The 13,268-nt window shown below is 68.2% G+C and carries 13 protein-coding genes; 11 read left to right on the top strand and 2 right to left on the bottom strand.

Annotation, left to right across the window (positions count from 1 at the left end; translation table 11 throughout):
- Positions 1 to 28: 28 nt before the first annotated feature.
- From adk to QMX85_RS04420, 8 genes are all read left to right on the top strand, one after another.
- Entirely contained in the window at positions 29 to 676 is a 648-nt protein-coding gene (adk, locus tag QMX85_RS04455) for an adenylate kinase (protein ID WP_282338993.1), read from the top strand.
- A gap of 120 nt (positions 677 to 796) precedes the next feature.
- Positions 797 to 1,474, top strand: a complete 678-nt coding sequence (tsaB, locus tag QMX85_RS04450) for a tRNA (adenosine(37)-N6)-threonylcarbamoyltransferase complex dimerization subunit type 1 TsaB (protein WP_090228810.1) — start codon at positions 797 to 799, stop codon at positions 1,472 to 1,474.
- A 152-nt stretch (positions 1,475 to 1,626) separates the two neighbouring features.
- Positions 1,627 to 1,980 carry a hypothetical protein gene (locus QMX85_RS04445; protein WP_282338992.1) on the top strand — a complete coding sequence of 118 codons (354 nt, stop codon included), beginning with the start codon at positions 1,627 to 1,629 and terminating at the stop codon, positions 1,978 to 1,980.
- Entirely contained in the window at positions 1,980 to 2,834 is an 855-nt protein-coding gene (locus tag QMX85_RS04440; protein ID WP_282338991.1) for a DUF72 domain-containing protein, read from the top strand. The genes QMX85_RS04445 and QMX85_RS04440 overlap by 1 nt, the downstream gene beginning before the upstream one ends.
- 34 nt (positions 2,835 to 2,868) lie before the next feature.
- On the top strand, positions 2,869 to 3,696 hold the full coding sequence (locus QMX85_RS04435; RefSeq protein ID WP_282338990.1) for an isocitrate lyase/phosphoenolpyruvate mutase family protein: 828 nt from the start codon (positions 2,869 to 2,871) through the stop codon (positions 3,694 to 3,696).
- 3 nt (positions 3,697 to 3,699) lie between these two features.
- Positions 3,700 to 4,380, top strand: coding sequence for an extensin family protein (locus QMX85_RS04430; RefSeq protein WP_282338989.1), 681 nt, complete (start codon positions 3,700 to 3,702; stop codon positions 4,378 to 4,380).
- A 160-nt stretch (positions 4,381 to 4,540) separates the two neighbouring features.
- Positions 4,541 to 5,317 carry a class I SAM-dependent methyltransferase gene (locus tag QMX85_RS04425; RefSeq protein ID WP_282338988.1) on the top strand — a complete coding sequence of 259 codons (777 nt, stop codon included), beginning with the start codon at positions 4,541 to 4,543 and terminating at the stop codon, positions 5,315 to 5,317.
- A 136-nt stretch (positions 5,318 to 5,453) separates the two neighbouring features.
- Positions 5,454 to 5,933, top strand: a complete 480-nt coding sequence (locus QMX85_RS04420; protein ID WP_282338987.1) for a carboxymuconolactone decarboxylase family protein — start codon at positions 5,454 to 5,456, stop codon at positions 5,931 to 5,933.
- Here QMX85_RS04420 and QMX85_RS04415 read toward each other — a convergent pair.
- On the bottom strand, positions 5,926 to 6,573 hold the full coding sequence (locus tag QMX85_RS04415) for a TetR/AcrR family transcriptional regulator (RefSeq protein ID WP_282338986.1): 648 nt from the start codon (positions 6,571 to 6,573) through the stop codon (positions 5,926 to 5,928). The genes QMX85_RS04420 and QMX85_RS04415 overlap by 8 nt on opposite strands.
- Positions 6,574 to 6,669: 96 nt before the next feature.
- Between QMX85_RS04415 and QMX85_RS04410 the strand changes: the two genes are divergently transcribed.
- Both QMX85_RS04410 and QMX85_RS04405 read left to right on the top strand, forming a co-directional pair.
- Positions 6,670 to 7,773 (top strand): efflux RND transporter periplasmic adaptor subunit, encoded by a 1,104-nt coding sequence (locus tag QMX85_RS04410; protein WP_282338985.1) that lies wholly within the window; start codon positions 6,670 to 6,672, stop codon positions 7,771 to 7,773.
- Between the two features lie 6 nt (positions 7,774 to 7,779).
- The gene (locus QMX85_RS04405; protein WP_282338984.1) at positions 7,780 to 10,842 is read left to right on the top strand and encodes an efflux RND transporter permease subunit; all 3,063 of its coding nucleotides are present in this window, start codon (positions 7,780 to 7,782) and stop codon (positions 10,840 to 10,842) included.
- Positions 10,843 to 10,978: 136 nt separating this feature from the next.
- On the opposite strand, the gene hemH is transcribed toward QMX85_RS04405, so the two are convergent.
- Entirely contained in the window at positions 10,979 to 11,995 is a 1,017-nt protein-coding gene (gene hemH, locus QMX85_RS04400) for a ferrochelatase (RefSeq protein WP_282338983.1), read from the bottom strand.
- Between the two features lie 270 nt (positions 11,996 to 12,265).
- Here hemH and QMX85_RS04395 point away from each other — a divergent pair, with 270 nt between their 5' ends.
- Positions 12,266 to 13,252 carry an NAD(P)/FAD-dependent oxidoreductase gene (locus tag QMX85_RS04395; RefSeq protein WP_282338982.1) on the top strand — a complete coding sequence of 329 codons (987 nt, stop codon included), beginning with the start codon at positions 12,266 to 12,268 and terminating at the stop codon, positions 13,250 to 13,252.
- The last annotated feature ends 16 nt before the right edge of the window (positions 13,253 to 13,268 follow it).

Below are 13,268 nucleotides of genomic sequence, written 5' to 3'. Positions count from 1 at the left end.
ACGACTTACTACTTTGAGGAGCAAAGCGATGCGCGTGATTCTGCTGGGGGCACCCGGTGCCGGCAAAGGTACTCAAGCTCGCTTCATCACCGAGAAGTTCGACATCCCGCAAATTTCCACCGGCGACATGCTGCGTGCGGCCGTCAAGGCCGGCACCGAGCTGGGTCTCAAGGCCAAGAGCGTGATGGACAGCGGCGGTCTGGTGTCCGACGACCTGATCATCAACCTGGTCAAGGAACGCATCGCCCAGCCCGACTGCGCCAAGGGCTTCCTCTTCGACGGCTTCCCGCGGACCATCCCGCAGGCCGAGGCGCTGAAGCAGGCCGGGGTTAAGATCGACTACGTGGTGGAAATCGCCGTCGACGACGAGGAAATCGTCAGCCGCATCGCCGGTCGCCGCGTGCACCCGGATTCCGGCCGCGTCTATCACATCGAGCACAACCCGCCGAAAGTTGCGGACGTCGACGACCTCACCGGCGAAGCGCTGATCCAGCGTGACGACGACAAGGAAGCGACCGTGCGCCACCGCCTGTCGGTGTACCACTCGCAGACCAAACCGCTGGTGGACTTCTACCAGCAGCTCGCGGCCGTCGAGGGCACGCCGAAATACACCGCCGTGCAGGGCGTGGGTTCGGTCGAGGACATCACCGCCAAGGTGTTCGCCGCGCTGAGCTGACCCATCGAGCGTTCCGAACGGCCCGCTCGCGGGCCGTTTTCGTTTGTGTCGCACACCGCTGCGAGCGGCACGCTGCGGCTATAATGCGCGGCCTTTTCCTCCCTCACTGCGGACCCTCCGATGACCACCTTGCTGGCCCTGGACACCTCCACCGAAGCCTGTTCCGTTGCCTTGCTCCACGAGCAACGGGTGCTGGTGCGTCACGAGGTGATCCCGCGCCTGCATGCCCAGCGGCTGCTGCCGATGATCGGCGAGATCCTCGCCGAGGCCGGCATCGGCATGAGCGCGCTGGACGCCATCGCGTTCGGCCGGGGCCCTGGTGCCTTCACCGGCGTGCGTATCGCCATCGGTGTGGTTCAGGGCCTGGCGTTCGCCCTGGAGCGGCCGGTGCTGCCGATCTCCGATCTCGCCGTGCTTGCCCAGCGCGCTCACCGCGAGCACGCCGCCACCCAGGTCGCCGCGGCCATCGACGCGCGCATGGACGAGGTGTACTGGGGTTGCTATCGCCTGGAGGCTGGCGAGATGCGCCTGCTCGGCGCCGAGGCCGTCCTGCCGCCTGAACGCGTCGGCCTGCCGCGCGACGCCGCCGGCAACTGGTTCGGCGCGGGCACGGGTTGGGGGTACGTGGCGCGCTTGCCGGTGGCGCCGCAGGCACTGGACGCCAGTCTGTTGCCGCACGCCGAAGACCTGCTCGCGCTCGCCGGTTTCGCCTGGGCGCGCGGCGAAGGTGTCGAAGCCGATGCGGCGCAGCCCGTGTATCTGCGCGACAACGTGGCGACGCCCAAGGCACCGCTCTAGAAACCGCTCGGCGGGGCGGCTGAACGGGGCCTGCGCGGGCCCGGTCGGAGCAGGTGTGGAGCGCCGTTCATCCGCGCTCCCGGCCGCCGTGCCGGCGACGATTGCCAGCCTTCAGGCGACCGATTAGAGTGGCGCGACCTTGAGGTTATCCAATGCGTATCGACGGTTATACATCCCCCTACACAGTGGATCGCTCCTCCCGGCAGGGAACGGCGATCGCGCCCTACCGCGACGTTTCGCGCGGGGATGAGCTGCGCCGGGAAGATCCCACCTCGACGGCCGCCAGCCAGGACTTCGAGAGCGTCGCGCAGCCGCTTCAGGTCGAGCCGAGCAAGACCGTCCGCGAGTCGAACAACGACAGCCTGCCCATCGTCCGCTACACCGACACCTACGAACGTCCGGTGACCAGCCGCGCCGCCCAGGCCCTGGCCAGCTACAGCACTACTGCCAGCTACGCCAGCGAGCTGGACGCCAACGAAGTCCTCGGCCTCGACCTCTACGCCTAGTGCCGCTCCCGTACTTTCTCGGTTGCCCTTCCTGGAACGATGCCGCCTGGCGCGGTTCGATTTTCCCGCGCGAGGCGGCCGCCGAAGACTTCCTCGCCCATTACTGCCACCTGTTCAACAGCGTTGAGGGCAACACGACCTTTTACGCCTGGCCGGATGCCGCCAAGGTCGCCCGCTGGGCGCAGACCCTGCCGGCGAACTTCCGCTTCTGCGCCAAGCTGCCGAAGGAGATCAGCCACGAGGGCGACCTGCGTGACAACCTGGCCAGCGCCCGGCGCTTCCTCGCGCTGATGGCGCCGCTGGGCGAGCGCCTGCAACCGCTCTGGCTGCAACTGCCGGCGGCCTTCGGGCCGCAGCGCCTGGCCGAGCTGGGCGATTTCATCGATGCACTGGACGTGCGCTCGCTGGCGGTCGAGGTGCGGCATGCGCAGTTCTTCGATGCCAGCGATGCCGAGCGGGCGCTCAATCGGCTGCTGCGCGATCGGGGTGTGGAGCGCATCTGCCTGGACGCCCGCGCGCTCTTCGCCTGCCGCAGCGACGACCCGGCGGTGCTCGATGCGCAGCGGCGCAAGCCGCGCCTGGCGTCTGTGCGGCCGACGTCCTTCAGCGCCTCGCCGCAGGTGCGGTTTATCGGCGGGCCGGATCTCGACGCCAACGACGCGCACCTGACGCGCTGGGTCGAGAAGCTCGCCGAGTGGATCGAGCAGGGCCTGACGCCGCACATCTACCTGCACACGCCGGACAACCGGTTGGCCGGCGAGCAGGCCAAGCGCTTCCACGAGCGACTGCGCCGGCGCCTGCCCGGCCTGGAAGCGCTCCCGGAGTTGCGCACGTCGCAGCTCGATCTGCTTTGAGGGTAAGGTGGGTTTTTTTGCGGAGGGCTATTCGATGACGTCCCAGGCATCTCGCGGCCAGGCGTTCAAGGCGCTGCACGCGCGCGACGGCGCGTTCGTCATCCCCAATCCCTGGGATGCCGGCTCGGCGAAGCTGCTCGCGGCATTGGGGTTTCCGGCTTTGGCTACCACCAGCGCGGGCCTGGCGTTTTCCCTCGGCCGCCCGGACGGCGAGGGCGCGCTGGACCTGGAGCAGACCCTGGCGAATGCGCGCGGAATCGTGGAGGCCACGCCGTTGCCGGTCAGCGCCGACCTGGAGAACGGTTTCAGCGCCACCGCCGAGGGCTGCGCCGAGGCGATCCGCCGGGCCGCGGCGGTCGGCCTGGTCGGCGCCTCGATAGAGGACGCCAGCGGCGACGCGGCGCTGCCGATCCATCCGTTCGAGGATGCCGTGCAGCGCGTGCGCGCGGCGGCGCAGGCGGTACGCGGCCTGGATTTCCCCTTCATGCTCACCGCGCGGGCGGAGAACCTGCTGCACGGGCGCGACGACCTGCGCGACACCCTGCGCCGCCTGGAGGCTTACGCCGAAGCCGGCGCCGATGTGCTTTACGCGCCCGGCCTCATCCGCCGCGAAGACATCGCCGCCGCCGTGCGCGCGGTGGCGCCCAAGCCGCTGAACGTACTGATGGGCCTGTCGGGCAGCGCCTTGTCCGTCGACGAGCTGGCCGGGCTCGGCGTTCGGCGGATCAGCGTCGGCTCGTCGCTGGCGCGCGCGGCCTACAGCGGCTTCTTCCAGGCGGCGCAGGAGATCGCCAACAGCGGGACCTTCGCCTACGCCGCGCGCGGGTTGAGCTTCGCCGAACTCAACGAGGCCTTTCGTTAGCCGATGCGCAAATTCCTCCTGCTGGTGCTGATCCTCGCCGCGCCGGTCGTGGCGATCTGGCGCGGCTGGTGGGATGTGCCACCGCAGTGGAATCCCTGGGCGCCGCTGGATGTGCGCCTGGCGCCGAACCTGCTGACACCGCTCAAGCTGATGCGCCTGCAGCAGGACCGCGAGCTGTGCGCACAGGCGCTGCAAAGCTCCGCGCTGCGTTACAGCGCCGTCGCCGATGGCCCGGTGTCCGGTTGTCCGATCGAGAACGCTGTGCGCGTGCAGGCTTCGGAGCTGGCCTTCAGCGGCTCCTTTGTCGCCACCTGTCCGCTGGCGGTGGCCTACGCGATGTTCGAGCGGCACGGCCTGCAGCCCGCCGCGCAGGCGGTGTTCGGCCAGCCGGTGACGCGCATCGAGCACTTCGGCAGCTTCGCCTGCCGCAACATCGCCGGCAGCACGCGGCGCAGCCAGCACGCCTCGGCGAATGCCTTCGACATCGCCGGCTTCCGCCTGCGTGATGGCCAGCGCATCACCGTGGCGCGCGACTGGAAGGGCGATGACGACGCGGCGCGCTTCCTCCGCCTGGTCCACGACGCCGCCTGCGGCAGTTTCAACACCACCCTCGGGCCGCAGTACAACGCCGCCCATCACGACCATTTCCATGTCGACATGGGGCTCTACCGGATGTGCCGCTGAGCGCCGGCCCTGTTGCGCGAAATCAGGTGCTGACCACTCCTTTGCCGCCCGCACACACGGAACAGCTGGTACGCGTGCGCTTTGTCGTGACCGGCTTGCGGGCGCGCGTCACGGCGGCTTCTGGCAGAATGGCGGCCCCTAATCGCCTGCCCCGAGCACCATGACCGACCTGCCGTCCCTGCGCGTCGAAGCGCTTTCTCCTGTCCATTCCGCCGCCGCCGAGCGCTGGGCGCAGCGCCTCGGCCTGCCGTTGCAGGGCGACGCGGAGTTCGCCGTGCAGGTGGGCGCCGAGGGGTTGCAGTTCGTCGAACTGGGCGATGCCGCGCCGGGGCCGGTGCGGGTGGATTTCCTCGAGGGCGCGGTGGCGCACCGGCGGCGTTTCGGCGGCGGCAGCGGGCAGATGATCGCCAAGGCAGTCGGCGTCGGTGCAGGAATTCGGCCGTCGGTGCTGGATGCCACCGCCGGGCTGGGGCGCGATGCCTTCGTGCTGGCGACCCTGGGTTGCACGGTCAGCCTGATCGAGCGCCAGCCGCTGATCGCCGCGCTGCTGGAGGACGGGCTGGCCCGCGCCGCCGGCGATGCGGAGGTCGGTTCGATCGTCGCGCGCATGCGCCTGCGGGTGGGCAACGCCATCGAGCTGATCGGCGCCTGGCAGGACGAGGCACCGCAGGTGATCTACCTCGACCCGATGTTCCCGCATCGAGACAAGAGCGCCCTGGTGAAGAAGGAGATGCGCCTGTTCCGCCCGCTGGTGGGCGACGACATGGACGCGCCGGCGCTGTTGCAGGCCGCGCTGGCGCTGGCCAGCCACCGCGTGGTGGTGAAGCGCCCGCGCAAGGCGCCGCCGATCGAAGGCGCGAAACCGAGCTACAGCCTGGACGGCAAGTCCAGCCGCTACGACATCTATCCGCTGAAGAAACTGGTCGCCGCCGACTGACCGCGCGCTCGTTCATGTCCCAGTCAAACAGGTCGAACTTGGCTCTACATGACTAGGCCATCGCCCCGTACAGTCGTCTCCACCGGGCTACCACGGCATTCGCCGTAACGGCCCTCCGACCCTGCGGAGCACGACCATGAGCCAACGTCTCGACTACTACAAGCTGTCCCCCGACGCCGCCGCCCTTTACGCGGAATTCAGCGTTCTGCTGAACAAGAAACCCTTTCTCGCCGAGATCGCCCATCTGGTGACGCTACGCGCGTCGCAACTGAACGGCTGCGCCTTCTGCGTCGACATGCACGTCAAGGAAGCCAAGATTCACGGCGAGCGCGAGCTGCGCCTGCATCACGTCGCCGTGTGGCGCGAATCGCCGCTGTTTTCCCCGCGTGAACGCGCGGCGCTGGAATGGACCGAGGTGCTGACCCACCTGCCGCCGCACGGCGTACCGGACGCGATCTTCGCCGCGGTGCGCGAGCAGTTTTCCGAGCAGGAAGTGGCCGAGCTGTCCTTTCTGATCATCGCGATCAACGGCTGGAACCGCCTGAGCGTCGCTTTCCGCGCCGTGCCCGGCTCGGCCGACAAGCTCTACGGCCTGCACAAGGCCAACCTCAGCTGAGGGGATCGAGGCGGAACGCGCGCAGGAACAGCTCCACCACGTCGTGCACGTGGGCCTGTTCGTCTTCCGCGCTCTGCGCTTCGGCGCAGCCGATCAGGTGGCGGAAGTGGTGGCCACCCTTGACCAGGCAGAAAAAATGCTCTGCGGCGCCGTGCGGGTCGGCGATGCGCAGTTTCCCGGCGCGATCCACCTCGGCCAGCAGCCGCGCCATCTCCTCGATCACCTGCTTCGGACCGGCCTCGTAGAACAGCTGCGAGAGCCGTGGGTTGGAACTGGCCAGGGCGATCATGGTGCGGTGCAGGCCCACCGATTCGGCGCTGTTGATCAACGCGTGGAAACCCAGCCCGATCCTCATCAGCTGCGCCTCGATGGGCGCGCCCTCGGTCAGTTCGAAGAGCAGTTCGGGCAGTTGCTCTTCGCACTTGGCCTTCACCGCGGCGGCGAACAGCGTCTCCTTGTCGTTGAAGTGGCTGTACACCGTGAGCTTGGAAACTCCGGCATGGGCGGCGATGGCGTCCATGCTGCTGCCGTCGTAGCCCTGCCTCAGGAACAGGCATTTCGCCGCCTCGAGAATGGCCTTGCGTTTGGCGGGGTCCTTGGGCCGGCCGGGGCCGTTACCGGGAAAAGATTTGTCTGACATTTTCGCCGTTTAAATACTGGACTGGTGAGTTTTCTATTTTTACTATACCCGCCAGTATAAGAATTCCAAAACGCCGTCTGCGAAGGGCCACCGAACATGCCACCCCGTTTCCTCGCTCCGCTTTCCGTCCTGTCTCTCGCGCTGGCGCTTGGCGCTTGCGAAAAACCCCTGGCGCCACCGGCTCCGCCGCGCCCGGCGATGGTGGTGCAGCCGCAGCCGGCGGGTGCCGCCTCGGAGAGCTTTCCGGGCGAGGTACGTGCGCGCTACGAGCCGGAACTGGCATTCCGCATCGGCGGCAAGGTGACCCAGCGCCTGGTGGAAGTGGGCGAGCGGGTCAAGAAGGACCAGCCGCTGGCCGAGCTGGACCCGCAGGACGTGCGCCTGCAGCTGGACGCCAGCCGCGCGCAGGTCGCCGCCGCCGAGGCCAACCTGCAACTGGCCAAGGCCGAGCGCGAGCGTTACCAGCGCCTGCTCGACCGGCAGATGGTCAGCCGCTCGCAGTACGACAGCGCGCATAACGGCTTCCTTTCGGCCGAGGCCCGCCTGCGGCAGATTCGCGCCGAGTTCAACGTCGCCAACAACCAGGCCGGCTACGCGGTGCTGCGTGCGCCGCAGGACGGCGTGATCGCCAGCCGGCGCTTCGATGTCGGGCAGGTGGTTTCCGCCGGGCAGACGCTGTTCAGCCTGGCGGTGGATGGCGAGCGCGAGGTGGCGATCAACCTGCCCGAGCACGCCTTCGAGCGCTTCCGCATCGGCCAGCCAATCGAGGTGGAGCTGTGGTCGCAGCCCGGCCAGCGCTACCCGGCGCACATTCGCGAGCTGTCGCCGGCCGCCGACGCGCAGTCGCGCACCTTCCCGGCACGGGTCGCCTTCGACGTCGGCACGGTGCCCGCGGAGCTCGGCCAGAGCGCGCGGGTGTTCGCCAGCACCGGCGCCGCCCAGGCCCTGGCGGTGCCGCTGTCGGCATTGTCGGCGGAGAACGGCGCGCCCTTCGTGTGGCGGGTCGACCCGCAGACCGCCACGCTGAAACGCACGCCGGTGCGCATCGGCGCCTACGGCGAAACCCTGGTTCCGGTACTCGAGGGCCTCAAGGCCAGCGACTGGGTGGTGGCGGCCGGCGTGCAGGTGTTGCGCGAAGGCCAGCAGATCCGTCCGGTGGATCGCGACAACCGTGCGATCAAGCTGGCAGCCAAGGAGTAAGCGGCGATGGGCTTCAATCTTTCCGCCTGGGCGCTGAAAAACCGCCAGATCGTGCTCTACGTGATGTTGCTGATCGCCGTCGTTGGTGCGCTGTCCTACAGCAAGCTGGGGCAGAGCGAGGACCCGCCGTTCACCTTCAAGGCCATGGTCGTCCAGACCAACTGGCCGGGCGCCAGCGCCGAAGAGGTGTCGCGCCAGGTCACCGAGCGCATCGAGAAGAAGCTGATGGAGACCGGCGAGTACGAGCGCATCGTCTCGTTCTCGCGTCCGGGGCTTTCCCAAGTCACCTTCATGGCGCGCGACTCCATGCACTCGGTGGAAATTCCCGAGCTCTGGTACCAGATCCGCAAGAAGGTCAGCGACATCCGGCATACCCTGCCGGCCGGCATCCAGGGGCCGTTCTTCAACGACGAATTCGGCACCACCTTCGGCAACATCTACGCGCTGACCGGCGGCGGCTACAGCTACGCCGTGCTCAAGGACTACGCCGACCGCATCCAGCTGCAGCTGCAGCGGGTCAAGGACGTCGGCAAGGTCGAACTGGTCGGCCTGCAGGACGAGAAGGTCTGGATCGAGCTTTCCAACGTCAAGCTGGCCACCCTCGGCCTGCCGATGAGTGCGGTGCAGCAGGCGCTCGAGGCGCAGAACGCGGTCGCCTCGGCGGGTTTCTTCGAGACCGCCAGCGACCGCGTGCAGCTCCGCGTCACCGGGCGGTTCGAGTCGGTGGAGGAGATCCGCGACTTCCCGATCCGCGTCAGCGACCGTAGCTTCCGCATCGGCGACGTCGCCGAGGTCAAGCGCGGCTTCAACGACCCGCCGGCGCCGCGCATGCGCTTCATGGGCGAGGACGCTCTCGGCCTGGCGGTGTCGATGAAACCCGGCGGCAACATCCTGGTGCTCGGCGAGGCGCTGGAACACGAGTTCGCGCGAATCCAGGAAACCCTGCCGGCCGGCATGCAGCTGCGCAAGGTGTCCGACCAGCCGGCGGCGGTGAAGACCGGCGTCGGCGAGTTCGTCCGCGTGCTCGCCGAGGCGCTGGGCATCGTCCTGCTGGTGAGTTTCTTCTCGCTGGGCATGCGCACCGGGCTGGTGGTGGCGCTGTCGATCCCGCTGGTGCTGGCGATGACCTTCGCCACCATGCGCTACTTCGATATCGGCCTGCACAAGATTTCCCTCGGCGCGCTGGTGCTGGCGCTGGGGCTGCTGGTGGACGACGCGATCATCGCGGTGGAGATGATGGCGATCAAGATGGAGCAGGGCTACGACCGGCTGAAGGCGGCCAGCTACGCCTGGACCAGCACCGCGTTTCCGATGCTCACCGGCACGCTGATCACCGCCGCCGGCTTCCTGCCGATCGCCACCGCGCAGTCCGGCACCGGCGAATACACCCGCTCGATCTTCCAGGTGGTGGCCATCGCGCTGGTGGTGTCGTGGTTCGCCGCGGTGGTCTTCGTTCCCTACCTGGGCGACCGCCTGCTGCCGGACCTGGCCAAGCGCCACGCGCAAAAGCACGGCGAGGGCGCCCACGATCCCTACTCGACGGCCTTCTACCTGCGCGTGCGGCGGCTGGTCGGCTGGTGCGTGCGCTACCGCAAGACGGTGATCGTGCTGACCCTGGCGGCCTTCGTCGGCGCGGTGGCCCTGTTCCGTTTCGTGCCGCAGCAGTTCTTCCCGGCGTCCGGCCGGCTCGAGCTGATGGTCGACTTCAAGCTCGCCGAGGGCGCCTCGCTGGTGGCGACCGAAACCGAAGTGCGGCGGCTGGAGAAGATGCTCGCCGAGCGTCCGGGCATCGACAACTTCGTCGCTTATGTCGGCACCGGTTCGCCGCGCTTCTACCTGCCGCTGGACCAGCAGTTGCCGGCCACCAGCTTCGCCCAGTTCGTGGTGCTGGCGAAGTCCATCGAGGAGCGCGAGGCCCTGCGCGTCTGGCTGATCCAGACCCTCAACGAGCAGTTCCCGAGCCTGCGCACCCGCGTCTCGCGGCTGGAGAACGGCCCGCCGGTGGGCTACCCGATCCAGTTCCGCGTGTCCGGCGAGCACATCGACGAGGTCCGCGGCCTGGCGCGCCAGGTCGCCGACAAGGTGCGCGAGAACCCGCACGTCTCCAACGTGCACCTGGACTGGCAGGAGCCGAGCAAGGTCGTCTACCTGAATGTCGACCAGGAACGCGCGCGGGCGCTGGGCGTGACCACGGCCGACCTGTCGAGCTTCCTGCAAAGCGCGGTGTCGGGCTCCAGCGTGAGCCAGTACCGCGAGGACAACGAGCTGATCGAAATCCTTCTGCGCGGCACCCCGCGCGAGCGCCAGGACCTCGCCCTGCTGCCGAGCCTGGCGGTGCCCACCAGCAACGGGCGCAGCGTGGCGCTGTCGCAGGTGGCGACCCTGGAGTACGGCTTCGAGGAAGGCATCATCTGGCACCGCGACCGCCTGCCCACGGTCACCGTGCGCGCCGACATCTACGGCACCGAGCAACCGGCGACCCTGGTCAAGCAGATCGAGCCGACCCTGCAACCGATCCGCGAGCAGTTGCCCGATGGCTACCTGCTGCAGGTCGGCGGCACCGTTGAGGATTCGGCCAAGGGGCAGAACTCGGTGAACGCCGGCGTGCCGCTGTTCATCGTGGTGGTGCTGAGCCTACTGATGCTGCAGCTGAAGAGCTTCTCGCGCACGCTGATGGTGTTCCTCACCGCGCCGCTGGGGCTGATCGGCGTGACGCTGTTCCTGCTGCTGTTCAATCAGCCGTTCGGCTTCGTGGCGATGCTCGGCACCATCGCGCTGTCGGGCATGATCATGCGCAACTCGGTGATTTTGGTGGACCAGATCGAACAGGACATCGCCGCCGGGCAGCGCCGCTGGGACGCGATCATCGACGCGACGGTACGGCGTTTCCGGCCGATCGTGCTGACCGCCCTGGCGGCGGTGCTGGCGATGATTCCGCTGTCGCGCAGCGTATTCTTCGGGCCGATGGCGGTGGCGATCATGGGCGGGTTGATCGTGGCGACGGCGCTGACGCTGCTGTTCCTGCCGGCGCTTTATGCGGCCTGGTTCAGGGTGAAGGAGGAGCGGTAGGGCGCGTAGGGTGGATCACGCTTCACCGATCCACTGGCGGTGTAACGGTGGATGAAAAGAGCGTCATCCACCCTACATGTCCGAGGGTTTACATCACTCCGGCGCGGCTACACGGGTCAGGCCGACGGCCGAGGTCCTAGACCACCACCCGCTCACACAGCCTGACCAACGCCTCCACCCACCGCGGATGGCTGTTCACGCAGGGCACCAGCTTCAGCTCGCCGCCGCCGGCCTCGGCGAACTGTTCCTGGCCGCGCTGGCCGATCTCCTCGAGGGTTTCGATGCAGTCGGCGACGAATGCCGGGCACATCACCAGCAGCTTGCCGACGCCCTGCGCGCCGAGTTCGCCGAGGCGGGTTTCGGTGTAGGGCTCGATCCATTTGTCCCGGCCCAGGCGCGACTGGAAGGACACCGACCACTGGTCCGGGCGCAAGCCGAGGCGTTCGGCGAAGGCTTCGGCGGTGCGCTGGCACTGGCTGCGGTAGCAGACCGCGAGCACTTCGTCGCTGACACCCTTGCTGTCCGGTGCGCGCAGGTCGTGCTTGGGCTGTTTCACCAGCTTGCGGATGTGCCGCTCGGGCAGCCCGTGGAAGCTCAGCAGCAGGTGATCGAAGCCTTCGTCCAGGCAGGGCCTGGCGCTCTCCACCAGCGCATCGAGGTATTCCGGCTCGGCGAAGAAAGGTTGCAGCACGCCCATGCGGATATCGAGCCCGTGCTGGGCTATGACCCGCTTCGCCTCCTCAATCACCGTGGTGGTGGTGCTCTGGGCGAACTGCGGGTAGAGCGGCGCCAGCGTCACCTTGCGCACGCCCTGGGTGGCCAGCTCGCGCAGGGTGTTTTCCAGCGACGGCTCGCCGTAGCGCATCGCCAGCGCCACCGGGCCGTGCGGCCAGTGCGGGCGCACGGCTTCCTGCAACTGGCGACTGAGCACGATCAGTGGCGAACCCTCGTCCCACCAGATCGAGGCATAGGCGTGCGCCGACTGCTCCGGGCGGCGGATCAGGATCAGCGAGACCAGCAGCCGGCGCAGCGGCCACGGCAGGTCGACCACGTAAGGGTCCATGAGGAACTGGTTGAGGTAGCGGCGCACGTCGTCCACCGAGGTGGAGGCGGGCGAACCCAGGTTGACCAGCAGCAGTGCGTGATCGGTCATGCGTGATCCTTAGGCGTGGCGTCGTGCGTCGATTATACGAAGCGACCGGCGCGCCGCACCGCTAGAGAAAATTCATCGGGGCGATCGAGACTGCGGGACAGGGCCGCAGGCAGGTCGCGGGTCGGTATTTCCCCCGGTCGCGCGAATGGACGCGTGACGTGTTCCCGGGTTGGCTCTAGGCTGAACTGTGTCGCGAAGACGTGTCCAAACTGTACAGCGCAAGAAATTGTACAGGAGCCAGCCTGCAGTCGAAGGCTCACGAGGTAATTCATGACTACTCCCATCGCCATCATCGGCACCGGCCTCGCCGGTCTTTCCGCGGCCCATGCGCTGCTGGACGCCGGCCAAGAGATTCGTTTGTTCGACAAGAGCCGCGGCAGCGGCGGCCGCATGGCCAGCAAGCGCAGCGAGGCGGGCGCGCTGGATATGGGCGCGCAGTACTTCACCGCGCGTGACCGGCGCTTCGCCGAGGTGGTGCAGCAATGGCGCCAGCGCGGCTGGGTCGCCGAATGGTCGCCGAGCCTCTATCAGTTCCAGAACGGTCAACTGAGCGCCTCGCCGGACGAGCAGGTTCGCTTCGTCGGAACGCCGCGCATGAGTTCGATCACCCGCGCCCTGCTCAGTGCGCTGCCGGTGGAGTTCAACTGCCGCATCGTCGACGTCTTCCGCGGCGAGGAGAACTGGACCCTGCAAGACACCGAAGGCCGCAGCCACGGGCCGTTCAGCTCGGTGATCATCGCCACCCCGGCGCCGCAGGCGACGGCCCTGCTGGCGGCGGCGCCGAAGCTGGCCGGGGCCGCGGCCACGGTGGCGATGGAGCCGACCTGGGCGGTGGCGCTGGCCTTCGCCACGCCGCTGGAAACCGGGCTGGAGGGTTGCTTCGTGCAGGACGGCCCGCTCGACTGGCTGGCGCGCAACCGTTCCAAGCCGGGGCGCGACAACCAGCCCGACACCTGGGTGCTGCACGCCACCAGCGCCTGGACCCGGCAGCACCTGGACATGCCCAGGGAGCAGGTCATCGAACACTTGCACGGCGCCTTCGCCGAGATGATCGGCTGCGCGGTGCCGGCGCCGACGTTCACCCTGGCGCACCGCTGGTTGTATGCGAAGCCGTCGCTGGCCCATCAATGGGGGACGCTGGCGGATGTCGATCTCGGCCTGTACGCCTGCGGCGACTGGTGCCTGTCCGGGCGCGTCGAGGGTGCCTGGCTGAGCGGTCAGGAAGCCGCGCGCAAGCTGCTGGAGCACCGCCGCTGATCCGTTGTCGCAGGGC

Origin of the sequence: Pseudomonas sp. PS02288 (assembly GCF_029959715.1) — a bacterium.
Lineage (GTDB): Bacteria > Pseudomonadota > Gammaproteobacteria > Pseudomonadales > Pseudomonadaceae > Pseudomonas_O > Pseudomonas_O kuykendallii.
The sequence above is the reverse complement of the archived record's forward strand: the minus strand, read 5'-3'. Positions and strand labels throughout refer to the sequence as shown.